The following is a 25,728-nucleotide window of genomic DNA, read 5'->3' on the forward strand; positions in this document are numbered from 1 at the left end:
GTGGTTGCGCCCAACGTCAGAGGACATTCGCCATGAAAACGATTCAACGATTACTGCTTGTTTGCGCCCTGGCGCTGTGCAGCGCCAATGCGCTGGCCGCCAACAAACCCGCCTTCAAACTCTGCTGGTCTATTTACGCCGGCTGGATGCCGTGGGACTACGCCCAACAACAAGGCATCATCAAAAAATGGGCCGACAAATACGGCATCGATATCCAGTTTGTTCAGGTCAACGATTACATCGAATCCGTTAATCAGTACACCGCCGGCGGCTTCGACGGCTGCGCCATGACCAACATGGACGCCCTGACCATTCCGGCAGCCGGCGGCGTGGACAGCACCGCGCTTATCGTCGGCGACTACTCAAACGGCAACGACGGCATTCTGATCAAAGGCACCAACAGCCTGACCGCGCTCAAAGGCAAGCCGATCAATCTGGTCCAGTTGTCGGTGTCTCACTACCTGCTGGCGCGGGCGCTGGAAAAGAACGGCATGAGCGAGAAAGACATCAAAGTGGTGAATACCGCCGATGCCGATCTGGTCGCCGCCTTCGGCACGTCGGACGTGCAGGCCATCGTTACCTGGAACCCGTTGCTGGCGGAAGCCAAAAAACAGCCGGGCAGCCAGCTGGCGTTTTCTTCCGCCCAAATCCCCGGCGAAATCCTTGACCTATTGGTGGTCAATACCGCCACGCTGAAGCAACACCCCGAACTGGGCAAAGCCCTGACCGGCGCCTGGTATGAAACTCTGCAAGCCATGTCCGGCGATAGCAGCGCCGCGCGTCAGGCCCGCACCTTCATGGGCCAGGCCGCCGGTACCGACCTGGCCGGATTTGACGAGCAACTGGCCGCCACCCACCTGTTCGCCACCCCGCAACAGGCGCTGGAGTTCGTCCAGAACGCTCAGTTGAAAACCACCATGCAGTCAGTAGCGGAGTTCTCCTTCCGTCACGGCCTGCTGGGCGACGGCGCGCCGGGCGCAGACGTGGTGGGGGTCTCCACTCCGGCTGGTCTGTGGGGCAACACCGGCAACGTCAAACTGCGCTTCAGCGACGAGTTCCTGAAGCTGGCGGCCGGCAACAAGCTGTAACACGGGAGAACGCCGGATGCGCAAATTGATCAACTACCAGCCGCTGCCGCTGACGCGCGGGATGATGGGGTTTCTGCCGCTACTGGCGCTGCTGCTGGTCTACCTGATGGCGTCCGACGCCCGGCTGGCGGCGAACGCCGCCGACAAACTGCTGCCAGGCCTGAGCGCGATGGCGCAAGCCATGCATCGCATGGCGTTTGAGCCCAACGAGCGCACCGGCGAATACCTGTTGTGGGTCGACACCGCCGCCAGCCTGCTGCGGCTGTTGACCGGCGTGGGCTTAAGCGCGCTGCTGGCGCTGGTGTTCGGCCTGCTGTGCGGCGCACTGCCGTCGGTACGGGCCACCCTGTCGCCGCTGATCACCCTGTTTGCGCTGATCCCGCCGCTGGCGGTGCTGCCAGTCCTGTTCATCTGTTTCGGGCTGGGCGAGGTGTCAAAAGTGGTGCTGATCATGGTGGGTATCACACCGTTCATCATCCGCGACCTGCAACTCTACATCCAGAGCCTGCCGCAAGAGCAACTGGTGAAGGCGCAAACCCTCGGCGGCCACAGCGGCCAGATCCTGTGGCGGGTGATCCTGCCGCAGCTGATGCCGCGCTTGCTGGATGCGGTGCGCCTGTCGCTCAGTTCCGCCTGGCTGTTCCTGATCGCCGCCGAAGCCATTGCCGCCACCGAGGGGCTGGGCTACCGCATCTTCCTGATGCGCCGCTATCTGGCGATGGACGTCATTATGCCTTACGTCGCCTGGATCACGGCGCTGGCGTTCCTGCTCGATGTGCTGCTGCGAGTCATCAGCCGTCGCGGCTGGCCCTGGTATTACTCGAAATGAGCCGTTGCGGAATGCAGGAGAACCTATGTCGTTATTAACGCTAAAAAACATCAGGAAAGAGTACGACGGTCAGGTGGTGCTGGAACGGCTCAATGTTTCGGTTGAGGAAGGCGAATTCGTCTCCATCGTCGGCGCATCCGGCTGCGGCAAAACCACCTTTCTCAAGATGCTGCTCGGCACCGAAAGCCCCAGCAGCGGCCAGTTGCTGCTCGACGGCGCGCCGATGCCGCAGGAGCCGGACGAACACCGCGGCGTAGTGTTCCAGCGCTACTCGGTTTTCCCTCACCTCAGCGTGGCGGAAAACGTCATGCTCGGCGCGGAATTCGCCGAAGCCCGCTGGCTGGGCCGGGTATGGGGCCAACGTCGTCAAGCCCTGCGCGCCGAAGCGATGGCGATGCTCAGTCAGGTAGGGTTGGAGCAATCCGCCCATAAGTACCCGCACCAGTTGTCCGGCGGCATGCAGCAGCGGCTGGCGCTGGCGCAGGCGTTGATCAAACGGCCGCGTATTCTGCTGCTGGATGAACCGTTCGGCGCGCTGGACCCCGGCATCCGCGCCGAAATGCACCAGTTGATCAGCCAGTTATGGCAGGAGCACCGTCTGACCATTTTCATGATCACCCACGACCTTAAAGAAGGTTTTTCGCTCGGGTCGCGCCTGTGGGTGTTCGACAAGATCCGCCAGGACCCGCAAGCGCCGGACGCGTTTGGCGCCAGCATTACCTACGACCTTCCTCTGGAGCGCGCGCCTGCCGGTGTGCCGGCTTCAATGGGAGAACTGACTGACGGGCGGCGGCACGTCGCCTGATGGGAGGAATCACACAATGAACGATCATTATCAGACTGAACTGCCCGCCGGTTCGCACTGGTCGCTGGTGATGCGCCGCGGTACCGCGCTGCGCCTGACCGACATCGAAGGCGGCACCAACGTGGGCATGCTGTTCTATAACCCGGAAAATCCGCTGGAGCGTTACAACGCGCCGGACACGCTCAAATGCCAGCACACGTTTCGCCTGACCGCCGGCCACTGCCTGTACTCGGATATGGGCCGTATTTTCTGCGGCATCGAAACCGACAGTTTCGGCTGGCATGAAACCGTGTGCGGCACCAGCAACGCGCAGCAGGTGGCGCGTCAGTTCGGCGAACTGAGCTACCAGCAGGCGCGTAACAGCCGTCACCAAAACGGCTACGACAGCTTTCTGGTGGAACTGGCGAAATACGGCCTCGGCAAACGCGACATGGCCGCCTGCGTCAACTTTTTCGCCCGCGTGAGCAGCGACGACGACGGCAACCTGACGCTGGAACAGCAGGGGCAACCCGGCGCTGGCGTCACGCTGCGTTTCGCTATGGATACGCTGGTTATCCTGCATACCTGCCCGCATCCGCTCAACACCGCCGCCGACTATCCGCACCATCCGGCCCTGCTGACGCTGGACTATCAGCGCGCGCCGCTGCCGGACATCTGTCTGGCGCGACCGGAGAACCGACGCGGGCTGCGCAACAACACGCTTTACTATCTGGCTGAGCAACCACAAGGAGTCTGATTATGATCCAGACCAGTCAGCGCGACCCCGCCACGGCGGTTTACCGCGCCACCCTTCCCGCCGGCGACTACTGGCTGCACCGCATCGAAGCCGGCCAGACGCTGCGTATTACCGATCTCGAAGGTAATCAGGCCGCCGACACCCTGTTCTACAACGCCGACGATACCGCCGAGCGCTACAGCGTGACCGATACGCTGCGCGGTCAGCGCAACGTGTTTCTCACCACCGGCAGCGTACTACGCTCCAATGAGGACCGCCCGATGCTGGAAATCGTGGCGGATACCTGCGGGCGTCACGACACCCTCGGCGGCGCCTGCGCCACCGAGAGCAACACCGTGCGCTACGACCTGGAAAAACGCCACATGCACGCCTGCCGCGACAGTTGGATGCTGGCCGTGGCGCAACACCCGGAATACCACCTGACCAAACGCGACATCACCCACAACATCAACTTTTTCATGAACGTGCCGGTCACGCGGGACGGCGGTTTGACCTTCGCCGACGGCATCTCCGCACCGGGGAAATACGTGGAAATGGTGGCGAAAATGAACGTGCTGGTGCTGATCTCCAATTGTCCGCAGTTGAACAATCCCTGTAACGGCTACAACCCCACCCCGATCGACATCGCCGTCTGGTAAACGCGGCGGCAACGGCACGCATCGGGAACAGCGACGCGCGGGACGACCCGCAGCAGCGTCCGAGACTTCGCAGGACGACCTGCCCGTAAGAGACTCTGTCATGTTTGAGCGAGTACTGATTGCCAACCGTGGCGCTATCGCGGTGCGTATCATCCGCACCCTGAAAAAAATGGGCGTGAAAGCCATCGTCGTTTACGCCGAAGCGGATCGTCATTCGCTGCACGTGCGTCAGGCGGACGAAGCCTGGCCGCTGGGCGACGGCCCGGTGCGCGACACCTACCTGAATCAGGACAAATTACTGCACATCGCCGCGCAAAGCGGCGCGCAGGCGATTCACCCCGGCTACGGTTTTCTGAGCGAAAATGCCGGCTTTGTTACTCGCTGCGAACAGGCGGGCCTGGTCTTTCTCGGCCCGACCGTGGCGCAGATGACCGCTTTCGGCCTCAAGCATCAGGCGCGCGCGCTGGCGCAGCAGAATGACGTGCCGCTGTTGCCCGGCAGCGGCCTGCTCACCTCGCTGGACAGCGCCTGCGAGCAGGCGCGACGCATTGGTTATCCGGTGATGTTAAAGAGCACCGCAGGCGGCGGCGGCATCGGCATGCAGCGCTGCAATGACGAAGACCAGTTGGCCGATGCCTTTACCCGCGTGAAACGGCTGGCGGGCAACAACTTCGCCGACGACGGCGTGTTTCTGGAAAAATTCATCGCCCGCGCCCGCCACATCGAAGTGCAGGTATTCGGCGACGGCCGGGGCAACGTGATAGCCCTTGGCGAGCGCGACTGTTCCGCCCAGCGTCGCAACCAGAAAGTGATTGAGGAAACCCCGGCCCCCAACCTTGGCGACAGCGTGCGCGCCGAACTACAGGCCACCGCCATCCGGCTGTGTCAGGCGGTGAACTACCGCAGCGCGGGCACGGTAGAGTATGTGTACGACGAAAGCAGCAAGCAGTTCTGGTTCCTGGAGGTCAACACCCGCCTGCAGGTGGAACACGGCGTGACCGAGATGGTGTACGGCGTCGACATCGTGCAATGGATGGTGACGCTGGGCGCCGGTTGTCTGCCGCCGCTCCACACGCTTGCCGCCGCGCCGCGCGGCCACGCTATTCAGGTGCGGCTGTACGCCGAAGACCCGGCCAAACAGTTCCAGCCGTGTGCCGGGTTGCTGAGCAACGTCAGCTTTCCGCAGGCGCTGCCCGGCCTCACCCTGCGCATCGACCACTGGCTGGACAGCGGCAGCGAGGTGTCGCCATTTTATGACCCGATGCTGGCGAAAGTCCTCGTTCACGGCGCCAGCCGCGACGCCGCGCTCGACGGTATGGCGCAGGCGCTAGACGCCACGTCGCTGTACGGCATCGAAACCAATCTCGACTGGCTGCGCCACCTGCTGACCCTGCCCGCCGTCAGGTGTGGAGACATCATCACCGCGACGCTGGGCAGCGTCGTCTGGCAGCCCGCGACACTGGATGTCCTCGGCGGCGGCACGCTCACCACCGTGCAGGATGCGCCCGGCCGCACCGGCTACTGGCATGTCGGCGTGCCGCCTTCCGGTCCGTTCGACGTTCGCTCCTTCCGGCTCGGCAACCAGCTGCTGGGCAACGCGCCGGATGCCGCCGGGCTGGAGATCACCCTGCGCGGCCCGACGCTGCGCTTCAACCACGACTGTGCGTTCGTTATCACCGGCGCCGCCATCGACGCCCGGCTGGATGATGTTCCACTCGCCAGTTGGCGGACTCACCATGCCCGCGCCGGGCAAACGCTGACGCTTGGCGATATTCAGGGCGCCGGCTGCCGCAGCTACCTGTTGCTGGCCGGCGGTCTGGCCTGCCCGACGTATCTGGGCAGCCGCAGCACCTTCACGCTCGGCAAATTCGGCGGCCATGCCGGGCGGGCGTTGCGCGCCGGCGACGTACTGCATCTGGCCGCCCCCGCGCTGCCGGTCGCTGACGCCGTCTTACCCGCCCCCGACTGGAACTCTCACTGGCAATTACGGGTGGTTTACGGGCCGCACGGCGCGCCGGACTACTTTACCCCAGAGGATATCGAGGCGTTTTTCGCCGCCGACTGGCAGGTGCATTACAACTCCAGCCGCACCGGCATCCGGCTGATTGGCCCGAAACCTCAGTGGGCGCGAACCGACGGCGGCGAAGCTGGCATGCACCCGTCCAATATCCATGACAACGCCTACGCCTTCGGCACGGTGGATTTTACCGGCGATATGCCGGTCATCCTGGGGCCGGACGGCCCGTCGCTGGGCGGGTTCGTCTGCCCGGCCACGGTGATCCACGCCGATTTATGGAAACTCGGCCAGTTAAAAGCGGGTGACAGCATTCGTTTCATGCCGGTAACGCTGGAACAGGCCGACGAACTGGCGCGCGAAGCGGAATGCGCCATCTCCGCCGCTCGCCCGATCGTGGAGCCGACCCTCGCCGCCTGCTGCCCATCGCCCGTGCTGTACCGCCGACCGGCGCAAGACGATCGACCATCGGTGACCTGCCTCGCCGCAGGCGACCGTTTCCTGCTGCTGGAGTATGGCGAGCACCAGTTGGATATCGCCCTGCGTTTTCGCGTGCACGCGCTGATGCAGTGGCTGGAACGGCATCCGTTGCCGGGCGTGCAGGAGCTGACGCCGGGTATCCGCTCGCTGCAAATCCATTTCGATAGCCTGCAATGCCCGCGCGATGCACTGCTGGCGCATCTGCAGCAAGCGGACGACGCGCTCGGCAATCTGCAGGATGCCGCCGTTCCCTCCCGCACCGTGTGGCTGCCGCTCAGTTGGGACGACGACGCCTGCCGCGAGGCCGTCACCCGCTATACCCAGTCGGTCAGGCCCGGCGCCCCCTGGTGCCCCAGCAACATCGAATTCATCCGTCGCATCAACGGGCTGGATTCGGCGGATCAGGTTAAAGACATCGTGTTCAGCGCCCGCTATCTGGTGATGGGGCTGGGAGACGTCTACCTCGGCGCGCCGGTCGCCACCCCGCTCGACCCGCGCCACCGGCTGGTCACCACCAAGTACAACCCGGCCCGCACCTGGACGGCGGAAAACTCGGTCGGCATCGGCGGCGCGTATCTGTGTGTATACGGCATGGAAGGCCCTGGCGGCTATCAGTTCATCGGCCGCACGTTACAGATGTGGAACCGCGATCGACAAACCGACGCCTTTCGTCAGCCCTGGTTGCTGCGGTTCTTCGATCAGATTCGCTTTTATCCGGTCAGCGCGCAGGAGCTGCTGGCTGCCCGCGAGCGCTTTCCGTGGGGAGATTACCCATTGCGTACCGAAGAAGGGGAGTTCCGCCTCGCCGACTATCAGCGGAATCTGGTGGAGCAGCAACCGGCGATCGACGCTTTCCAGCAGCAACGCCAGCGGGCATTTGACGAGGAACTGGCGCGCTGGCGCGCCGACGGCCAGTTCACCTTCGACAGCAGCCTGCAAGAGACGGCCAGCGACGATGAGGTGATCCCGGCTAACGGTTACGGTGTGGAAAGTCAGGTGGCAGGGAGCGTGTGGCAATGGCTTGCCGCCCCCGGCGATAGCGTCAGCGCCGGGCAAATCGTCGGTATTCTGGAGTCGATGAAAATGGAAATTCCCATCACCGCGCCGGTCGCGGGCATTATCCACACGCTGCACCGTCAACCCGGCCATCAGGTGCAAGCGGGGCAGTTGCTGATGGTGATCGAACCGGCGGAGCATTAACCGGTAAAACATTCAGTAGTCAAACATTCAGTAGTAAAACATCAGTCCAATAAAGCGTCAGTCCAATAAAACATGCATACAATAAACCCGCGCGTTGGTAGCGTGCGGGTTTATTTCATTTCACTGCATCACTGCATCAAGACATCAAGCGGACGCCACTTACTCCTTGGTCGCGCCAGCCATCAATCCGTTCATGAAATAGCGTTGTAGCGCCAGGAAAATCGCCAGCATCGGCAATACCGCCATCGCCGACATCGCTAACAGGCGCGGCCAGTTGATATCAAACTGACCGACGTTACTGGCCAGCGCCAGTTGCACCGTCCATTGGCTCTGATCGCTGATGACCAGAAACGGCCACAGAAAATCATTCCAACGCCAGACGAAGGTAAAGGCCGCCAGTGTGGCGATTGCCGGTAACGACAGCGGCACCACGATACGCCACAGGATTCGCCACTCTCCGGTGCCTTCCAGACGCGCCGCTTCCAGCAGGCTGTCAGGAATGTTGCGGATATACTGCCGCATCAGGAACACCCCGGTAGGCGTCGCCGCCGGCGCGATAATCACCCCCCACAGCGTATTGAGCAGATGCAGGTCGCGCAGCAGCAGGAAAATCGGAATCAGGATAATCTGCAGCGGGATCATCAGCGCACACATGATGACCATGAAAACCAGCGTATCCCCCCGAAACCGGAATTTCGCCAGCGCATAGCCCGCCATCACGCTGATCGTGACCGACAGCAGCGATGACAGGACGGAAACGAAAAAGGAGTTGCCGAGCGTATGAACAAAGTTGGTGTTGACGAACACATCGACAAAATTCTCCAGCGTCGCGTTTTGCGGCCACAGCGATGGCGGCCAGGCGAAAATCTCATCGACCGACTTCAGCGCGTTGGAAAAAATCCAGATTGGCGGCAACAGGAAAAACAGCAGCATGAAACCAATGATTATCCAGCGCGTCAGCAGAGATGACCCCTTCATTTGAAACTCCTCGACAGACGAAGTTGGATGACCGACAGCGCGAACAAAATCACGAACAGCACCACCGATTGTGCCGCTGCAACCCCTGCTGTCGCCGGTTGCATGAAGGCATTTTCATAAATGGTCTGAATCAGATAGACGGTGGCGCGTCCCGGCCCACCGCCCGTCAGCGAAATCACCAGTTCGTAGACCTTGAAGGCTTCTATCGATGACAGCACCACCACGACCACCACGCTGGGTTGCAGCAGCGGCAGGGTAATGCGCCAGAAGGTGCGCCAGCGGCTGGTTCCGTCCATGCGGGAGGCCTCATACAAATCCTCCGGAATGGCCGTTAATCCCGCCAACAGGATCATCATATTGAAGCCCGCGCTGGCCCACACCCACACAATCACCACCGCAATCTGCGCCATGGTTTCCTGTTGTAGCCAGGGAACCGGGCTGATATCCACCAGGCTCAGTACATAGTTGATTAATCCAGAGTTATAACCAAACAGCCATTTCCACATGATGCCGATGGTCAGCAGGCTTATCATCGACGGGAAAAAGACGATGGTTCGCGCCAGTCCGAATCCCCGCATCTGGGGCGCCAGCAACAGCGCCATACACAGAGCGATGACCAGATTAAGCGGCACGGCAAATACCACAAACACCACCGTGCGCAGCAGCACATGCTGAAATTCGGGGTCAGTAAATACCTGGATAAAGTTATCGATCCCGACGAATTTAGGCTGCGTGCTGGCGACCTGAGGCAACACCACCACACCGCGTTGAAATACCGACATCCAAAACCCTTGCAGTAATGGATAGAAGGTGAACAACAGCAACAACCCAAACGACGGCAATATCAACAAATAAGGCCAGTACTTCCTGAGACGACGAGTAAACACTCCCGAACCTTGCGACATGACTGCCAGACTGGCCGGCTCCGGATTCATCACTTTCATTGAGATGCCCCTAGTCCATCCTGGGCAGCCTTCATGATTTTCTCGATGGCCTGCTCTGGCGTTATCTGATGAGTAACCGCCTGCATAACCGCGTCTTTCATTGGTGCCCAGACGAACTGCATCGCTTCATTGGCCTGATCCGCCGCCGCATAAGCCGGGCTTTCCACCAGTTCATGCTGCATCAGCGCCATCGCCTGGCTGATTTTCGGATCCTCATATTTCACCGGCTCATCGGACAAGGTGGCCGGGATCATGCCGATCGGTACGGAAAGACGTTTCAGGACATCCGGCGAGGTCAGCCATTTGATCACACTGGTAGACTCATCGAGGTGTTTACTGGTGTTGAACGCCACCACGTATTCGCCGCCGTACACACTGGATTTCACCGTACCCCGTGGGGTATAGCCGGCACGCCAGTCGAATTTGGCGCGTTGCGCCAGCGAGCTTAACTGCCAGCTACCGGTCATCCAGGCCACCGCCTGCCCACCGATAAACAGCTCTTTCGGGTTATCCGAACTGGAGCCTGACCACTGCCCGCGCGGCATGTAGTCATCGGCGATTTTCACGAAATCCGCCAGCGTTTTGGCCGCTTTCTGTTTATCCATCACCACTTTATACGGCGGCTCGGTGGAAAAAACATGGTTGCCATAATGGTATTCGTGGATGATCCAACGGCTGGCGGAAACGTCCCACACCAGCGGATAACGGACATGGGCTTTCTGTGCGACTTCTTTAATCTTCGGCAGGAACTCTTCCCACGTCCAGCCGGTCTGCACATCCGGCAGGGCAACACCCGCCTTCTTGAAGGCATCGGCATTCAGCAACAGCCCGGTGGACGTCACATACAGCGGGGCTGCTATCGCTTTATCACCGAGTCTGGCGCCGTCCGCCCATCCTTTGATGTACTGATTCAGGTAGTCTTTGCCAAAATACTGATTGAAATCGACCAGATAGGGGCGAATGACTGCCTCCATCGACGACGTTTTGGAGATGTCCGGCATACCGGAACCCGATGCGGCGTATTGGCGGAATTTCTGGATCACATTGTCATAAGGAACCAGTTGCAGATTAAAGGTGGTCTGTGGATGCTGCTGCGTATATTCATTCAGTAGCTGCTTGAGTACGGTGGATTCATTTTTATCCGTCTCGTACCACATGATCGTCAACTCGGCCGCCTGCAATGATGAACATGCAAGCGTCATAGCACCAGCCAGTACTGCGATAACAGTCTTTTTCTTCATGATGTGTTTCCTGATCAATGTTATTGCATCACACAGTCAAACTACGCTGCGATTACTGTCCGCCGTCAAAGTGATGACGATACTTCATCACCACCGCAGCCGGCATACTGCTCCACCCCTGTAATAACGATCCCCGGCCAAACGGCGGTGAGAAGTACTCCACCGCACCGGCCCATCCCTGTTCCAGACAGGTCATCCACCAACGCGTCAGCGGGTATTCACTGCCCGGCATGCCGTACTGCAACAACGTATCGGCGTACAACCCATCCAGATAAGGCCAGTCAGAGCCATTGTGATAACGCAGGGCAAAGGCCGACTTGGCGCGTGTATCGCTGCGGCGTTTGAACGGCGGCCACGCACACAGCACCCCCCAGTCGCCATAACGCTGTTCACTGTTGTGACGACTCTCCAATCGGGCCTGAACCCGACGCAACACCGCCTCGGCACGCCCGGCATCCACCGCGCCGTAGCGCAGCAACGTCAGGCTGTCGAGCGTGAGGTGGTCTTCAATAAATTCCCCCGGACGACCATAATCCGCGTAATGACCATCCGGCTGTAATAACACGGCATCAAGGTGGCGGGACGCCTGAGACGCCAGACGTGCGCAACGCTCCGCCAGCGCCGGATCGCGTTCTGCCGCCCATTGCGCCACCGCGTTAACCGCGCCAAACCACAGGCCAAGATCGTAGGCAACGTAGCCAAAACGGTAGACGTTATCCGCCCAGTCCCGGTCGTTGTGCGACGGTTTTTGAGGCAGGCCATCCTCATGGAGAATAAAGCCTTCGTAACGTGTAATGATGGTGGCGATCTGCGGCCAGTACTGCTCGCAGGGAGAAACATCCCCCGTGACCCGCACGTAGTCGGCAATCGTCAGAATAAAGAACAGCGGGCTGTCAAAATGGTCACTCCACCAGTCTTGCGGACGGCTGTGGTTTTCTTTGACGGCGGGGTTATGGCGTCGTGCGTCTTCCCAGGCGGCGGACAAACCGGGGCCATTGAGGATAACCCCGCTCGGCGCTTCGCCGGTCGGCTGCAACCCTGCCGCCATCAGGTGGATTTCCTCCAGCACAATCTGCGGCTGTAACGGCAGCAACGCCTGCAACGTCCAGTAACCGTCGCGATAATACGTGCGAGCCGGGGCGCTGTAGTCCATCCCTGCCGCCAGCCCGGCGAACTTCCCGGTATGGTCGTAACGGATGCTCGACAACGCGGCATGCAAACTCTGTTGCACCATGCTACGCAGTAGCGGTTGCGCCTGTGGTAACTGGTCGCAGTCATCGATATAACGCTGCGCCTCCAGCCTGATCTGCTCGGTGCTGAGCGACAGACCGCGCAACGCTTCCGCATCATCGTTACCGGCGGCGATCAGTACATCGTTATCGCGTTGCTCGACAATCACTACCCCCCAGGGCAGTACCCACCGCTGCTGCGTCCCTTGCTTATCACGCAATGCCCGTCCAGCCTGCTGATCCCACCAGGCACGTCTTTTCGCCGGATAAAAGCGCAGGAACGTAGTCTGCGTGAGCAACACCACAGGCTGTGATTGCGCCACATAAAAGCCTTGTTTTTCGCTCAGCAGACGATTGGGTGCAAAGGTACAAGGCCCGCTAAACGGTGCGACATGAATACGTCCCAGCGTGCCGCTGCCCCATAGGGCCAGTTGCATGATGCCCTCTTCGGCAGAGAATGACCCTTGTACGCGCCGTGCCATAAAGGGCAGTAACGGCGCGGCGGTGCTGAGCAGTTGTCCGTCCAACTGGGGTTTCAATACCCATTCTGACGGCAACACCGAAATGTTATTGCTGTTCATACCGCTTCCCTCACATCATGCCAGGCTAATGCGGCCAGGCAGTGTTCTCTGGCCAGATGCACGGCCCCGACCACACCCGCTTCATCCAGCAAGGCGCTGCCGACCAACTGAACCGGCACCGGCAGCAATGTCTGTACATGCTGACGGACGCGCTCATGAAACGCGGGTCTCGCACCAATTCCGCCGCCCAGCACCAGCCATTCAGGATTAAGCAAACTCACTGCTGAAGCCACGCCCAACGCGGCAATCTGTGCGGTGTGTTCCAGCACGGTACGCGCCTGCTCGTCCCCTTGTTCCGCCCGGCGGAAAATATCGATAACCTCAGTCTCTCCGCCCAGATAACGCTGGCGAATCGCGCTGCTGCTGACGCGATCTTCAAACACCCCGCCTGCGGAAATTCTGGCGTCGTCGTAAGGTGTTGCGCTCAATGGTAATAAGGCGATTTCCCCCGCCATACCGTTGTGCCCGCTGATGATGCTGCCTTGTGTAATAATTCCCATACCGACACCGGTACCGAAGGCGATAAACACCAGCGAGTCGCTGCCTTTGCCATGCCCATAGTGGTATTCCCCCAATGCTGCCAGGTTGACGTCATTTTCGAATACCACCGGGCACGACTGCCCATCAGGCAGAGAAAACAGGTTGGGTAAGCGGGCGGGAAGGCGCAGGTTAGGCGAAAGCTGTACATTGCGTTGTTTATCGATTGAACCGGGAATACCGATAGCGACATGTTTCAAGCGGTTCGGTGTGATATGTGCCTGTTGCAGTAGTGCCTGCGCCAGCGACGACATGTGTTGCAGCGCCGCCTGTTCATCACCTTTAGCGGTAGGCTGCGACGTGTGCGCCAATACCTCCCCGCTCAACGTTGTCAGCCGCCCATTGACTTTTGTGCCGCCCAGATCAAAACCAATCACCACAGGCGACTGCGGGTGTAATTCAACACCCGGTGACTTCTGCTGGATAATGTGCTGTTTTTCCATAAAATTCATCAAATTCTGCACACTCCCCGGCGTAATATCGAGGGCGGCAGCCCAGCCGGAAGTCGTTTCCAGCGACAGACGCTCCAACTGAGAAAGCGCGTTTGCAAGAGTTTTACCAAGTGGCTGCGAGTTCGCCATATAACGTCCTTTTTCTCCGACGTGGATTACTGCCATCAATAACTGCTATAATTAGTTCATCAACATGACGAATTAATATCCTTTCCGGTGAATACCGTCAACATGAACCATGAGTCAAATAATAATTTTCTCTGGCAGATGAACAGAAACGAGAGCGAGATAACACTTTTATTGCATAATATGCAGGCATCTCTGGTGATCGCGTTTCCTGATTCAATACCGTCCCGATGAATAATTGAGAACAAATAAGTGATTGAAATAGAAAATGATGTTCCAGTTCTTCGCCAGATATCCGTCCGTGCCGTGATGGAGTACCTGCTGCATGCGGGACCGGCATCCCGCGCGGCGATGGCGAAAGCGACCAGGCTATCCAAGCAGACCATGTCTGAAGTGATTCTGATCCTGGAAGAGCGGGGGTGGGTTCGCCCTTGTGGGCTCGAATCAGGTAAGGTCGGGCGCGCCGCCATGAATTACGAGATCGCCGACGATCTGGCTTACGTGCTGGGTATGGACGTCGGCGCCACCAGCATTCGGCTGAGCCTGGTTAACCTCCGCGGCAATGAAATAGCGCATTACGAAGAGGAAAACGATAACTCGGGCGGCATCAACCTGGTCAATCGCCTGTGCCAGTTAAAAAAGGATTTGCTGGCTCAGCAACAGATAGACGAACGTAAGTTGCACAGCGTCAGCGTCGCCATTCCCGGCGTTATCAATCAGAAAACCGGCACGCTGGATATGGCGCCCAACCTGAAAAATATGAGCGGCTTCGCGCTACGAGACAGCATGCAGCAGGCTTTCGGCTGTGAAGTGCTGATCGAAAACGACATCAATGCCGCGGCCATCGGCGAATACTGGCGGGGATGCGGGCAGGATGATCACTCACTGGCCTTCATTTCGCTGGGTACCGGGATTGGTCTGGGGCTGATACTGGAAGGGATTCTGCTGCGCGGCGCGATGGGTGCGGCCGGTGAGATCTCTTATCTGCCGCTGGGCGGCGATGCCTATACGTCAGAGAGTCTACGTCAGGGGACGCTGGAATCGGTACTGGGAGCCGCAGGCATCAGCAAGCGCTACCATTTTGCAGGCGGCGCCGCCAATACGCCGGTCCGGGAGATTCTAAGCCGTTACGCCGATAAAGAGCCCGCCGCCATCGTGACCATCGAAGAAACCGCCCGTACCGCCGCCTTACTGGTCCTGTCGGTGTCACTGATGTTTGACCCTGAAAGCATTATCATTGGCGGTAATATTGGCATCCGCCCGGAACTGACCGAGCGCATTCGTTTTTACCTGAACAATTGCTCGCCTCACCCAATCCAGCTCAAGTCCAGTACCCTCGGGTCACAGTCGGTGCTCACCGGGTCTGTAGCTATATCACTGAATAAATTACATAATTATCTTTTTGGCTTACCCGAGTTATCGCGGCAGATCTCCTTGCCGAAGCATCTCTGATCCTACCCGCCATGTCGGAGAATCACTCCGGCATGGCAGAGTTGAGGCAACCGCCAGGTCACGCGGGAAAACACGCTTTTCTTGCCCGATATATCCCCCTATCGAACCGCTGGCTGACAGCGATCCTCAACGTAGCGATAAGAAAAAACTATCATAACCACCTAAATTATAAGTGATTTTCTTCATTCCTGCCTGATGTCACATTTTTTTAATTATTTAGTTCGACATATTGACGAACTAAATAAAGCTCCGTCATGATGTCATCCACTCCGGTAGCCGATCGGGTTTACATCGGCTAGCGCGTCTCTCAACAATGAGCGGTGGACGGAACGATCTGATGGCACAACTTAGGCTAAAAAATATCACGAAATCCTTCGGTAACACGCAGATCATCAAGGGTGTCGACCTTGATGTTAAAGACGGCGAGTTTGTGGTTTTCGTCGGCCCCTCCGGTTGCGGAAAATCGACGTTGCTCAGGTTGATAGCCGGTCTTGAAGACTGCACGTCCGGTACCATTGCCATTGGCGGCCATGACGTCACGCAGGTTTCGTCAAGCGATCGCGGTATCGCGATGGTGTTCCAGTCCTACGCCCTCTACCCGCACATGACGGTCGCGCAGAATCTCTCTTTCGGCCTGGAAAACACCCGTATGTCCAAAGCCGATATCCAGGCCCGCGTGCAGGAAGCCGCCCGCATGCTACAGATAGAACCCTATCTGACCAGAAGGCCGCGCGCGCTTTCCGGCGGTCAGCGCCAGCGCGTGGCCATCGGCCGTGCCATTGTACGCAACCCCAGTGTGTTTCTGTTCGATGAACCCTTATCCAATCTGGATGCCGCCTTGCGGGTGGATACCCGTTCGGAAATCATCAAGCTGCACAAACGGCTCAAAAGTACCATCGTTTATGTGACCCATGATCAGATAGAAGCCATGACGATGGCGGATCGCATCGCGATCCTCAATGCAGGTAAAGTGGAGCAGTTCGATAAGCCGCTGCAGCTCTTCCATCACCCCAGAAACCGTTTTGTCGCCGGTTTTATCGGCTCGCCAAAAATGAATTTTTACGCGGGAACCATTACGGCATTACAAGGCAATCAGGCGTCGATTGCTATCGATGCCTTCCCCCCGCTGACGCTGACGGTCAATCCAGAGCTGGCAGAGCCTGGCATGGCTATCGAACTTGGCATCCGCCCAAGCCACCTGCAATTAGACCCCACTCATAAACAGGCGCTGCCTTTCCGGGTGGATTACGCGGAAATGATTGGCACAGAAACCTATATGTACGGGCATATTGAAGGCAACGATAGCAAAACAACCTTACACCTGCCGGACAACCTCCATGTCGCCGAAGGGGATTTGCTGATGCTGGCATTACCGACCGAACGCCTGCACCTGTTCCGGCTCAGTGATGGGCTGTCGCTGGCTGCCAAAAAGCAAGACCTGGCCTGACAACGCCAGCCCGGTTTAGCGATATCCAATGACAAAAAAGCCTCCGGAAAGGAGGCTTTGGCATACACAGCGCTCTGCGCTGGTTATCCGGGCGTTTACTGCAACACCGAAATATCCGCGACTTTCAGGAACAGGTTGCGCAGTTCGTTGAGCAGCGTCAGGCGATTGATACGCACCTGCTGGTCATCGGCGTTAACCATCACCTTGTCGAAGAAGTTGTCCACCGGCTCGCGCAGTTGCGCCAGCTCGCCCAGCGCTTCCTGATAACGGCCTTCGGCAAACCACGGCGCCAGCTTGCTGGTCAGCGCGGTGACGTAGGTCGCCAGCTGGATTTCCTCATTCTCTTTCAGCAACGCCGCCTGCACGCTGTCGTTCAGCGTTTCGGTGGATTTAGCCAGAATGTTGGACACGCGCTTGTTGGCGGCGGCCAGCGCTTCGGCTTGCTCCAGCGTACGGAAGTGGCTTACCGCTTTCACACGGGCGTCGAAATCCGCCGGACGAGTCGGACGACGCGCCAGCACCGCCTGAATGGTGTCCACGCTGTGACCTTCTTCCTGATACCAGGCGCGGAAGCGGCCCAGCATGAACTCGATCACATCGTCCACCACGTTGGCGTTCCCTGCATTGATAGCACTCAGCTTGTCGCCGTACAGGCGCACCGCTTCTTCGGTCAGGGTTTGCAGATCCAGCGGCAGGCGTTTTTCCACGATGATGCGCAGTGCGCCCAGCGCGGCGCGGCGCAGCGCGAACGGGTCCTTATCGCCTTTCGGATGCTGGCCGATACCGAAGATCCCCGCCAGGGTATCCATCTTGTCGGCGATCGCCAGCGCACAGGCCACCGGCGAAGACGGCAGTTCATCACCGGCAAAGCGCGGCTGATACTGTTCGTTCAGCGCTACCGCCACGTCTTCGGCTTCGCCGTCGTGACGGGCGTAGTGCATCCCCATCACGCCCTGGGTGTCGGTGAATTCAAACACCATGTTGGTCATCAGGTCGCATTTGGACAGCAGGCCCGCACGTTTGGCGTGATTCACATCGGCGCCGATCTGTTCGGCCACCCAGCCCGCCAGCGCCGCGATGCGGTCGGTCTTGTCGCGCAGCGTGCCCAGCTGCTGCTGGAACAGCACGGTTTCCAGACGCGGCAGATGGTCTTCCAGGCGTTTTTTACGGTCGGTATTGAAGAAGAATTCGGCGTCGGCCAGACGCGGACGCACCACTTTCTCGTTACCGGCGATGATCTGCTGCGGGTCTTTCGATTCAATGTTGGCGACGAAAATGAAATTCGGCAGCAGCTTGCCGTCGTTGTCGTAAACCGGGAAGTATTTCTGGTCGCCTTTCATGGTGTACACCAGCGCTTCCGCCGGCACCGCCAGGAATTTCTCTTCGAATTTGGCGGTCAGCACCACCGGCCATTCCACCAGCGAGGTGACTTCTTCCAGCAGGCTGTCGCTCAGGTCGGCATTGCCGCCAATCTTGCGCGCCGCGTCTTCGGCGTCGGCTTTGATTTTGGCTTTACGCGCCTCGTAATCGGCGAGCACCTTGCCGCGCTCCAGCAGAATCTGCGGGTACTGGTCGGCGTTATCGATAGTGAATTCCGGCTCGCCCATAAAGCGGTGACCACGGATGGTGCGGGCGGAATCGATGCCCAATACGGTGCCCGGCACCAGTTCGTCGCCCAACAGCAGAGTCACGGTGTGTACCGGACGCACAAATTGAGTTTCTTTATCGCCCCAATGCATCAGTTTCGGGATCGGCAGCTTCGCCAGCGCGGTGCTGACCATGCCCGGCAACAGCGCCTGCGCCGCTTCACCCTTCACCTGAGCGCGGAACAGCAGCCATTCGCCCTTGTCGGTGGTCAGGCGTTCGGCTTGATCGACGGTGATGCCGCAGCCGCGCGCCCAGCCTTCCGCCGCTTTGGTCGGTTTGCCTTCGGCGTCAAACGCCTGCGCGATGGCCGGCCCGCGTTTTTCCACTTCCCGGTCCGGCTGAGAAGCGCTCAAACCGGCTACTTTCAGCGCCAGACGGCGCGGCGCGGCGAACCAGTTGACCGACTGATAACCCAGCCCGGCGGCATCCAGTTCAGCGGTAAAGTTGGCGGCAAAAGATTCCGCCAGGGTACGCAAAGCTTTCGGCGGCAGCTCTTCGGTGCCGATTTCCACCAAAAATGTTTTGTCTGTCATCGCTGCCTCTCAGCTCTGTTTACGATTGCACATCGGGAAGCCCAGCGCCTCGCGGGAGGCATAGTAGGCTTCCGCCACCGCTTTGGTCAGGGTACGAATCCGCAGGATATAGCGCTGACGTTCGGTCACGGAAATGGCTTTGCGCGCGTCCAGCAGGTTGAAGCTGTGGGCGGCTTTCAGAATGCGCTCGTAAGCAGGCAGCGGCAGCGGTTTTTCCAGCGCCAGCAACTGCTGGGCTTCTTTTTCGTACTGCTCGAAGCAGGTAAACAGGAAATCCACGTCGGCGTATTCGAAGTTATAGGTGGACTGCTCCACTTCGTTTTGATGGAACACGTCGCCGTAGGTGGTTTTACCCAGCGGGCCATTGCTCCACACCAGATCGTAGACGCTGTCCACGCCCTGAATGTACATCGCCAGACGTTCCAGACCGTAGGTGATCTCGCCGGTCACCGGTTTGCACTCCAGACCGCCCACCTGCTGGAAATAGGTAAACTGAGTCACTTCCATCCCGTTCAGCCACACTTCCCAACCCAGACCCCAGGCGCCCAGCGTCGGGTTTTCCCAGTTATCTTCCACGAAACGGATGTCGTGAATGGTCGGGTCCATACCCAGCTCTTTCAGCGAACCGAGGTACAGCTCCTGAATGTTGTCCGGCGACGGCTTAATGATCACCTGAAACTGATAATAGTGTTGCAGGCGGTTGGGGTTCTCACCGTAGCGGCCGTCGGTAGGACGGCGGGACGGCTGCACATAGGCGGCGGCGATCGGCTCCGGGCCAAGCGCGCGCAGGCAGGTCATAGGGTGAGAAGTGCCGGCGCCGACTTCCATGTCCAGCGGTTGGACGATGGTGCAGCCCTGACGCGCCCAGTAATCCTGTAACGTCAGGATCAGGCCCTGAAAGGTCTTGGTATCAAACTTTTGCATGTTGGATTCGCACGCGATACAAGTGGTTTTTACAATGAAGGCGCCAGTATACCCTCTGAGTGCAAGATATACAGCCAGAATGCGGCAACAACTTGGGCCGCATTATTCTGTAGCGGAGTTTTTCTTCCAGTTCCCGCGCGGCGATTAGCCCGCGAACACGGTATGCAGCATTTTCAGGCTCAGCAGCAACAATAACCCGGCGAACGCCTTTTTCAACGTGACGACCGGCAGCCGGTGTGCCAGACGCGCGTCCACCGGCGCGGTGAAGAAACTGACCGCGGAGATCAGCGCCACCGCCGGCAGCGAGACATAACCGACGCTGAATGCAGGTAAGCCGGTCGCCGACCAGCCGTTGATCATGTAACCCAGCGCGCCGGACAAGGCAATCGGCAGGCCGACCGCCGCCGAGGTACCGATGGCCTGTTGAATACGCACGTTGCACCAGGTCAGAAACGGCACGGTGAGCGACCCGCCGCCAATGGCGACCAGCGCGGAAATACCGCCGATAGTCAGCCCGGCCAGCGACATCCCCGGCACGCCCGGCAGTTGACGGTGGGGTTTAGGCTTGATGTTCAGTACCATCTGCAACGAGACGTACGCCATAAAGCAGGAAAAGAAAATCGCCAGCGCGTGGGTCGGCAACAGCGCCGCCAGCCAGGTGGCGGCGAAGGTCCCCACCAGAATCGCCGGCGTGATGCGCCACACCACCGGCCACAGCACCGCCTGATGCTGATGGTGGGTACGCAGGCTGGAGATGGCGGTAATCACAATCGCCGCCATCGAGGTGCCCAGCGCCAGATGCACCAAATGCGACGCTTCCACGCCCTGTGCGGCAAACAGTGCCGTCAGCACCGGCACCATGATGCCGCCCCCGCCAATACCCAGTAATCCGGCCATAAATCCCACCACGGCGCCCAGCGCCAGATAGGCCAGAATCCACTCAATCCCCATTATCGTCCCCTGTCGCTTATACTCTTTGTCATTTGATTCCGGCGTCATGCCTCACACGGCTCCTGTCTGCGCAGGGTTGCATCGCACCATGCTTAGGCTGATGATCGCCACACCACGCGGATGGTGCGCCGAAATCGGCCATCATCAATACCAACAATGCCGGTGAGTAGCAATGCCGGTGGATAGCCAATGTCTGCAGATAAACACTGTCTGTAGATAACAACCGTGGAGTAAGGGAGAAGAGGATGACACGCTGTGGATGGGTCACGCAGGATACGCTGTATCAGGATTACCATGACAACGAGTGGGGAAAACCCTGCACCGACGGCCGGGCGCTGTTTGAACTGCTTTGTCTGGAAGGCCAGCAGGCCGGGCTGTCGTGGATAACCGTGCTCAAAAAGCGCGAGCACTACCGCCGCTGCTTCCACGGATTCGATCCTCACCGCGTCGCGGCCATGACCGACGACGACGTAAACCGGCTGGTGCTGGACCCCGGCATCATTCGCCATCGCGGTAAAATCGAAGCTATTATCCGCAACGCCCGCGCCTGGCTGGCGATGCAACAGCAAGGGGAAGATTTCGCCGCCTTTATCTGGTCGTTCGTCAACCATCAACCGGTGATCAATCACCCCGCGGCGCTGGCCGACGTGCCGGCGAAAACCGCCGTGTCGGACGCGATGTCCAAAGCGCTGAAAAAACGCGGCTTTACCTTTATCGGGTCCACCATCTGCTACGCCTTTATGCAGGCCGCCGGGCTGGTGAACGATCATACCACCGCGTGCTTCTGCCACCCGGAGGCGTCGTGATCCGACCCTACCGGCCGCAGGACCTGGAACCGCTGGTGGTGTTATGGCTGGAAAGCACGACGCTGGCGCATCCGTTTATCTCGCCGCGCTATTGGCTGGAAAGCGAGGAACTGGTGCGCGGGCACTATATTCCCCACTCGCAGACCTGGATTTATGAGGATGCGCAGGGCATCGGCGGTTTTATCAGCGTGATGGATCAGCGTTTTATCGGCGCGCTGTTTGTCCACCACAACCTGTACGGCCAGGGCGTGGGCGCCGCGCTGATGCAGCACATCCAACACCGCTTTCCCATGCTCAGCCTGGAGGTCTACCAACAAAACCGCCGCGCCTGCACCTTTTACCGCAAACAGGGGTTTATTACCGTGCAGGAAAGCTATCAACCCGAAACCCAGGCTAACCTGCTTGTCATGCACTGGCAGGATCAAGAGCTGCTCGCCTCCGTCATGTCCTGAATCTGGTTTTGGGTAACCGGGGAGACGGTTAGCACGACGCTGACGATCCAGCGTCACCTTAATATTGCTCGTTATAACTCCAGGCATGGGTGAGAGCAGTACTGAACTCAAGAGCATATACCCTTGACAATGTCTCCTGTAAAAGCTCATCCAACTCTTCTTCTGTTAGTTCATTTTCCAGACTGTAAAACTCTTCAATTTCTTTAAGTTCCGCGTTAATAGCTTGTTTCCTGCTATTAAACAAAACAGTGTCATCATTTAAATTAAAAACACGAATAGTTTCCGAAGCCCTTACATGCTCAGCATCGGTAAGACCAGTACGGGGGCGAACCTTCCCAGTCGTCAAAAAATGAAGAAAGAATGACGGATTTTCCTCATCCGGTTTAATCAAATTCTCAGGTCTATATCCACCAGCGCCGTTATCTTTATAAATCCCACAACGCAACCATCCACCCTTCTGCGAAGTATCACCGCAAGAGCCGAACAGATTTGCCCAGTCAAAAATTAAATCAGCATGCTCTTCACGCGTTCTGAAATGCTCAATGTGTTTACGATTTAAACGGCATTCACAATAGGCACAAAAACCATGTTGCATAGCATCCAAGGCAGTCCAGATTTCATCCTTATTCGCAGCGCCCCAATGATCATGACCAGCGATTAGTTGATTTAAGCATTCTGGAGCTTCAGACCTATCTAATTTTTTCATCCTTGCCGACCCTTATCCTGCTTCCTTGCTAGTGCCCTCAGCTTCATTGACTTGATTCGAATTAGGCTATCGCATCTCTTCAGTTCGAAACTATCCGGCCCGAAGTGTTCGCTTATTTTTTTATATAACTCTTTAGCTTCGAGGTTATTTTCGTAATCGCCTTGCTCCAATATAACCTCAAAATCCCCAACCCAATGAGACTCTGCAACACGAGGCGGTAATGCAAACACGTTCATAACCTGTTCAAGAATGTCAGAGTTAATTACACCTTTAGTTTGAAACTTTGGCGAATCAAGTACTACTTCAGTCTCATCTCCATCGTCTCTGAATTGTCGTATGCATCTTTTGTCAACAGTTGAAAGTACTATAGGGCTGTGTGTAGTTATGATTTGTTGGACATTGGGAAAGACTTTTCTCAGATTTTCAATTACATCTTGCTGCCACTTGGGATGAAGATGAAGCTCAATCTCATCAATCAATATAATGCCTCTTCCTTCGAACGGGTTTTTCATTAGCGGATTTAGCATAATCATCCGTCGGGCAAGATCGGCGACTAAACTAAGGAAAACACGTTGTCCGTCAGAAAGTTGCTCAACTATTACCTGTTTACCGTCATTGATAACCTTAACCACATCGACACCGGAAGACGTTTCAACCCAAATATCACTGATACTTGGCACTACAGTGCTAATAGCATAAACAATTAATTTTTTCTGTAAAGATTCTGGCAGATTATTGTTTTTTCGTTCTTTTGATATTAATTCATTAAGCTTCATCTTAGTCTGCTCAAGTAAAGGTTTTACCGATAACAGACCATTATCAATCGATACTTGTAACTCGCTGACTTGCTGACGCAATATGTCAACTGAAACAGACACATCATCGGCGGTTCGTTTATGCAGTGCGATAAACCATTCTATAAAATGATCGAAACGCCCAGCCCCAGCTAAGGCATTGGTATATGCATCAAAGCGTTCTTCCCTCAGTCTCAGTTCCCCAGCGTCTTTTGTTAATTTATTGAATGGATGAGAACGTTCGACAGAATAAAATGCAAATATTGGAAGATTCACAGTTTCATGCGCATTTACTATCCGCCATATATCTGATACTTCTTTGACCGATTTGACGATCCCATCCCGTCGCGTAGACGTTCCCGGTGCAGATCTCGAAAGTCGAACTTGTATATTTTTTAGCCCCTTACCAAAATAGAAATTACTATTTATATCAGCATATTTTTTTTCAGAACCATTTCTGATATCCGTTATTTCGTTCAAACGCTGACCAATGCCGTCTTCTTTTAGAATATTTGCGCTAAACCAGCTTAGTGTTTTGGCAATTGCAGTAAGAATACTGGTTTTTCCTTCACCATTGTTACCGATAATCACGGTGAGATCGTCTTCGAAATTCATGTCCAAAAACGCAAAACGACGAAAGTCAGTCAATGATAAAGAACGTAGATAGAAATCATTTTCGGGACGAAATATGTTTAATTCGTTTACCTCACCAACCTGCAAGTAGCGCCAGCAGCGATCAAACCACTCCCTGGCTTTTTCTTTGCTATCGGGAGTGTCGCTTTTGGAAAAATGCTGATAAAGCTCAAATGCAGAAAGCAAATTCCCTCCCTTAGCTCTTCTTTCAAGTTGTTTAGTCATTGATTGCTCCTGTGGATACTGCTGATTAAAGAAACAGTATACTTTTCATTCATTTTTATAATGAACTCGGGTTCGATATGATTAACAAAAGCCAGAAGGCCACACAGATATCCTATATCAGCTTCATCCAGTAAGCCGTATTTGTACTGATTGATTAGATGCTTTATAAAGCGCTTCCGTTCACGGCCCAAAGATAACTGTCCTTCATTATTAAGCGTGATACCGGTGACGTGACGGTTGTATGCCTTTGATGAGAATACCGTTTTGCCATGATTCAACCGCAAAGCATTTTTATATAGTTTCGTTAGCAATACCTGAATAAAAGAGGGTAATAACCTCAACAGGTTTGGTGTGTTAGTGGAAAACGTTAGGTCATCAGCATATCTTGTATAAACAATATCCAATCTCAGGCATTCGTCACTCAACAACCGATCAAACTCATAGAGGCAGAAATTTGAGACAGTTGGAGATGAAGGAGCCCCCACGCTCAGCATCAACGTATGTTTGCTGCGTTTTACTGGTTGCCAAAATAAGATTTTCTCCACGTAATTTTTGTCTTGCGTAGAAAATTGTGGGGTATCTACAGAACACTGCTCGAAGCAGTGCCAAAAAACTGTAGGAGTGATTGAATTAAAAAAATCCTCCAGATCTGTTTTCAAAAGGTACCGGTTGTTGGCATGAGCGATCGCATTATCTCGGATACTTTTACCCTTCCGATATGCCATAGCAACATCATGAACAGGAAATGAGTAAAGCTGTATCAACGCTCGCTGATACTCTTTAAGAGCTTTAGCTGGCTGAGCGATGATCCTGAATCCATTCGTTCGTTTGGGGATTCGATAGACCTTGTACTTGAGAGGGGCGTTTTGCAGATAGAGTCTTACATCCGACTCACTTTGCCGTAAGATCGCAGCTAACGCTTTGATAATCTGCATGACTTTACCTATAAAAAGCCCGGTAGCAAAGGTGCTTCCGGGCTCGACTCTTTACTAGAGGAAGCGAAAGTGTCGCAACCTGAAGGAGGAACGAATTCAGGTTGCGACACTTTCGCAACCCTAAATACGTTCAATAAATTAGTGTCTGGCTAATCACCCGACAAGACGTAATACGTCCAACACTAAAGAGCTTCGTAAGCTTAACTCACTATCCCACTATAAACAACTCCGTTTTTCTTGTTTAATTTCATATAATTACTTGAAATGTAATCTATAATGCATGATAAAATATGCAAGTCGTGAACGATGATTTGGGAGGATAAGATTTGGGCCTGATTGGTACCT

At 56.6% G+C, this 25,728-nt stretch carries 21 protein-coding genes; 10 read left to right on the forward strand and 11 right to left on the reverse strand.

Annotated features, from left to right (window positions below):
* The first annotated feature begins 32 nt into the window (after nucleotides 1–32).
* The 6 genes from DDA898_RS21050 (at nucleotide 33) to uca (ending at nucleotide 7,790) form a co-directional block, all read left to right on the forward strand.
* The gene (locus DDA898_RS21050) at nucleotides 33–1,088 is read left to right on the forward strand and encodes a putative urea ABC transporter substrate-binding protein (protein ID WP_038912284.1); all 1,056 of its coding nucleotides are present in this window, start codon (nucleotides 33–35) and stop codon (nucleotides 1,086–1,088) included.
* A gap of 16 nt (nucleotides 1,089–1,104) precedes the next feature.
* Nucleotides 1,105–1,917, forward strand: coding sequence for an ABC transporter permease (locus DDA898_RS21055; protein ID WP_038912285.1), 813 nt, complete (start codon nucleotides 1,105–1,107; stop codon nucleotides 1,915–1,917).
* 25 nt (nucleotides 1,918–1,942) lie between these two features.
* Nucleotides 1,943–2,722, forward strand: a complete 780-nt coding sequence (locus tag DDA898_RS21060; RefSeq protein ID WP_038902406.1) for an ABC transporter ATP-binding protein — start codon at nucleotides 1,943–1,945, stop codon at nucleotides 2,720–2,722.
* A 16-nt stretch (nucleotides 2,723–2,738) separates the two neighbouring features.
* Entirely contained in the window at nucleotides 2,739–3,458 is a 720-nt protein-coding gene (locus DDA898_RS21065) for an urea amidolyase associated protein UAAP1 (RefSeq protein WP_038912287.1), read from the forward strand.
* Nucleotides 3,459–3,460: 2 nt separating this feature from the next.
* Nucleotides 3,461–4,096, forward strand: a complete 636-nt coding sequence (locus tag DDA898_RS21070; protein WP_013320040.1) for an urea amidolyase associated protein UAAP2 — start codon at nucleotides 3,461–3,463, stop codon at nucleotides 4,094–4,096.
* Between the two features lie 100 nt (nucleotides 4,097–4,196).
* A complete protein-coding gene (uca, locus tag DDA898_RS21075) occupies nucleotides 4,197–7,790 on the forward strand; it encodes an urea carboxylase (protein WP_038912288.1) in 3,594 nt (1,197 codons plus the stop codon).
* A gap of 159 nt (nucleotides 7,791–7,949) precedes the next feature.
* On the opposite strand, the gene DDA898_RS21080 is transcribed toward uca, so the two are convergent.
* From DDA898_RS21080 to DDA898_RS21100, 5 genes are read right to left on the reverse strand one after another with little or no spacing between them, the layout of a single operon-like run.
* Nucleotides 7,950–8,768: a carbohydrate ABC transporter permease gene (locus DDA898_RS21080; RefSeq protein ID WP_038912289.1), complete on the reverse strand. Its 819-nt coding sequence runs from the start codon at nucleotides 8,766–8,768 to the stop codon at nucleotides 7,950–7,952.
* Nucleotides 8,765–9,712 (reverse strand): carbohydrate ABC transporter permease, encoded by a 948-nt coding sequence (locus DDA898_RS21085; RefSeq protein ID WP_022631591.1) that lies wholly within the window; start codon nucleotides 9,710–9,712, stop codon nucleotides 8,765–8,767. The genes DDA898_RS21080 and DDA898_RS21085 overlap by 4 nt, the downstream gene beginning before the upstream one ends.
* Nucleotides 9,709–10,953 carry an ABC transporter substrate-binding protein gene (locus tag DDA898_RS21090; RefSeq protein ID WP_013320043.1) on the reverse strand — a complete coding sequence of 415 codons (1,245 nt, stop codon included), beginning with the start codon at nucleotides 10,951–10,953 and terminating at the stop codon, nucleotides 9,709–9,711. The genes DDA898_RS21085 and DDA898_RS21090 overlap by 4 nt, the downstream gene beginning before the upstream one ends.
* Before the next feature lie 52 nt (nucleotides 10,954–11,005).
* Nucleotides 11,006–12,763: a glucosidase family protein gene (locus DDA898_RS21095; RefSeq protein ID WP_038912290.1), complete on the reverse strand. Its 1,758-nt coding sequence runs from the start codon at nucleotides 12,761–12,763 to the stop codon at nucleotides 11,006–11,008.
* Nucleotides 12,760–13,881, reverse strand: coding sequence for an ROK family protein (locus DDA898_RS21100; RefSeq protein WP_050570300.1), 1,122 nt, complete (start codon nucleotides 13,879–13,881; stop codon nucleotides 12,760–12,762). The genes DDA898_RS21095 and DDA898_RS21100 overlap by 4 nt, the downstream gene beginning before the upstream one ends.
* Before the next feature lie 249 nt (nucleotides 13,882–14,130).
* On the opposite strand from DDA898_RS21100, the gene DDA898_RS21105 reads away from it, so the two are divergent.
* Both DDA898_RS21105 and DDA898_RS21110 read left to right on the forward strand, forming a co-directional pair.
* Nucleotides 14,131–15,330: an ROK family transcriptional regulator gene (locus tag DDA898_RS21105; protein WP_013320046.1), complete on the forward strand. Its 1,200-nt coding sequence runs from the start codon at nucleotides 14,131–14,133 to the stop codon at nucleotides 15,328–15,330.
* Nucleotides 15,331–15,667: 337 nt separating this feature from the next.
* Entirely contained in the window at nucleotides 15,668–16,777 is a 1,110-nt protein-coding gene (locus tag DDA898_RS21110; RefSeq protein WP_038912291.1) for an ABC transporter ATP-binding protein, read from the forward strand.
* 95 nt (nucleotides 16,778–16,872) lie between these two features.
* On the opposite strand, the gene glyS is transcribed toward DDA898_RS21110, so the two are convergent.
* The 3 genes from glyS to DDA898_RS21125 all read right to left on the reverse strand — a co-directional run bounded on the left by glyS (nucleotide 16,873) and on the right by DDA898_RS21125 (nucleotide 20,832).
* Nucleotides 16,873–18,957 carry a glycine--tRNA ligase subunit beta gene (glyS, locus tag DDA898_RS21115; RefSeq protein ID WP_038912293.1) on the reverse strand — a complete coding sequence of 695 codons (2,085 nt, stop codon included), beginning with the start codon at nucleotides 18,955–18,957 and terminating at the stop codon, nucleotides 16,873–16,875.
* A gap of 9 nt (nucleotides 18,958–18,966) precedes the next feature.
* Complete coding sequence (gene glyQ / locus DDA898_RS21120) at nucleotides 18,967–19,881, reverse strand: glycine--tRNA ligase subunit alpha (protein ID WP_013320049.1); 915 nt, start codon at nucleotides 19,879–19,881, stop codon at nucleotides 18,967–18,969.
* A 144-nt stretch (nucleotides 19,882–20,025) separates the two neighbouring features.
* Nucleotides 20,026–20,832 (reverse strand): sulfite exporter TauE/SafE family protein, encoded by an 807-nt coding sequence (locus tag DDA898_RS21125; RefSeq protein ID WP_038912294.1) that lies wholly within the window; start codon nucleotides 20,830–20,832, stop codon nucleotides 20,026–20,028.
* 245 nt (nucleotides 20,833–21,077) lie between these two features.
* On the opposite strand from DDA898_RS21125, the gene DDA898_RS21130 reads away from it, so the two are divergent.
* A complete protein-coding gene (locus DDA898_RS21130) occupies nucleotides 21,078–21,638 on the forward strand; it encodes a DNA-3-methyladenine glycosylase I (RefSeq protein ID WP_038902415.1) in 561 nt (186 codons plus the stop codon).
* Nucleotides 21,635–22,090, forward strand: a complete 456-nt coding sequence (locus DDA898_RS21135; protein ID WP_038912295.1) for an N-acetyltransferase — start codon at nucleotides 21,635–21,637, stop codon at nucleotides 22,088–22,090. The genes DDA898_RS21130 and DDA898_RS21135 overlap by 4 nt, the downstream gene beginning before the upstream one ends.
* Nucleotides 22,091–22,148: 58 nt before the next feature.
* Here the strand turns inward: DDA898_RS21135 and ptuB are convergent, their stop codons facing one another.
* Genes ptuB through DDA898_RS21150 form a run of 3 tightly spaced genes read right to left on the reverse strand, consistent with a single transcriptional unit; the run spans nucleotide 22,149 to nucleotide 25,383 of the window.
* Nucleotides 22,149–22,796, reverse strand: a complete 648-nt coding sequence (gene ptuB / locus DDA898_RS21140; RefSeq protein ID WP_038912296.1) for a retron Ec78 anti-phage system effector HNH endonuclease PtuB — start codon at nucleotides 22,794–22,796, stop codon at nucleotides 22,149–22,151.
* The gene (ptuA, locus tag DDA898_RS21145) at nucleotides 22,793–24,448 is read right to left on the reverse strand and encodes a retron Ec78 anti-phage system effector ATPase PtuA (protein ID WP_038912298.1); all 1,656 of its coding nucleotides are present in this window, start codon (nucleotides 24,446–24,448) and stop codon (nucleotides 22,793–22,795) included. The genes ptuB and ptuA overlap by 4 nt, the downstream gene beginning before the upstream one ends.
* Nucleotides 24,445–25,383, reverse strand: coding sequence for a retron St85 family RNA-directed DNA polymerase (locus DDA898_RS21150; protein WP_038912299.1), 939 nt, complete (start codon nucleotides 25,381–25,383; stop codon nucleotides 24,445–24,447). Before DDA898_RS21150 ends, ptuA begins: the two co-directional genes overlap by 4 nt.
* Nucleotides 25,384–25,728 lie beyond the last annotated feature (345 nt).

The organism is Dickeya dadantii NCPPB 898 (assembly GCF_000406145.1).
GTDB lineage: Bacteria > Pseudomonadota > Gammaproteobacteria > Enterobacterales > Enterobacteriaceae > Dickeya > Dickeya dadantii.

What these genes read in the sequence shown, in the direction of transcription:
- DDA898_RS21050 (WP_038912284.1), top strand. Translation starts at nt 33, where the DNA reads ATGAAAACGATTCAACGATTACTGCTTGTTTGCGCCCTGGCGCTGTGC.
- DDA898_RS21055 (WP_038912285.1), top strand. Translation starts at nt 1,105, where the DNA reads ATGCGCAAATTGATCAACTACCAGCCGCTGCCGCTGACGCGCGGGATG.
- DDA898_RS21060 (WP_038902406.1), top strand. Translation starts at nt 1,943, where the DNA reads ATGTCGTTATTAACGCTAAAAAACATCAGGAAAGAGTACGACGGTCAG.
- DDA898_RS21065 (WP_038912287.1), top strand. Translation starts at nt 2,739, where the DNA reads ATGAACGATCATTATCAGACTGAACTGCCCGCCGGTTCGCACTGGTCG.
- DDA898_RS21070 (WP_013320040.1), top strand. Translation starts at nt 3,461, where the DNA reads ATGATCCAGACCAGTCAGCGCGACCCCGCCACGGCGGTTTACCGCGCC.
- uca (WP_038912288.1), top strand. Translation starts at nt 4,197, where the DNA reads ATGTTTGAGCGAGTACTGATTGCCAACCGTGGCGCTATCGCGGTGCGT.
- DDA898_RS21080 (WP_038912289.1), bottom strand. Translation starts at nt 8,768, where the DNA reads ATGAAGGGGTCATCTCTGCTGACGCGCTGGATAATCATTGGTTTCATG.
- DDA898_RS21085 (WP_022631591.1), bottom strand. Translation starts at nt 9,712, where the DNA reads ATGAAAGTGATGAATCCGGAGCCGGCCAGTCTGGCAGTCATGTCGCAA.
- DDA898_RS21090 (WP_013320043.1), bottom strand. Translation starts at nt 10,953, where the DNA reads ATGAAGAAAAAGACTGTTATCGCAGTACTGGCTGGTGCTATGACGCTT.
- DDA898_RS21095 (WP_038912290.1), bottom strand. Translation starts at nt 12,763, where the DNA reads ATGAACAGCAATAACATTTCGGTGTTGCCGTCAGAATGGGTATTGAAA.
- DDA898_RS21100 (WP_050570300.1), bottom strand. Translation starts at nt 13,881, where the DNA reads ATGGCGAACTCGCAGCCACTTGGTAAAACTCTTGCAAACGCGCTTTCT.
- DDA898_RS21110 (WP_038912291.1), top strand. Translation starts at nt 15,668, where the DNA reads ATGGCACAACTTAGGCTAAAAAATATCACGAAATCCTTCGGTAACACG.
- glyS (WP_038912293.1), bottom strand. Translation starts at nt 18,957, where the DNA reads ATGACAGACAAAACATTTTTGGTGGAAATCGGCACCGAAGAGCTGCCG.
- glyQ (WP_013320049.1), bottom strand. Translation starts at nt 19,881, where the DNA reads ATGCAAAAGTTTGATACCAAGACCTTTCAGGGCCTGATCCTGACGTTA.
- DDA898_RS21125 (WP_038912294.1), bottom strand. Translation starts at nt 20,832, where the DNA reads ATGGGGATTGAGTGGATTCTGGCCTATCTGGCGCTGGGCGCCGTGGTG.
- DDA898_RS21130 (WP_038902415.1), top strand. Translation starts at nt 21,078, where the DNA reads ATGACACGCTGTGGATGGGTCACGCAGGATACGCTGTATCAGGATTAC.
- ptuB (WP_038912296.1), bottom strand. Translation starts at nt 22,796, where the DNA reads ATGAAAAAATTAGATAGGTCTGAAGCTCCAGAATGCTTAAATCAACTA.
- ptuA (WP_038912298.1), bottom strand. Translation starts at nt 24,448, where the DNA reads ATGACTAAACAACTTGAAAGAAGAGCTAAGGGAGGGAATTTGCTTTCT.
- DDA898_RS21150 (WP_038912299.1), bottom strand. Translation starts at nt 25,383, where the DNA reads ATGCAGATTATCAAAGCGTTAGCTGCGATCTTACGGCAAAGTGAGTCG.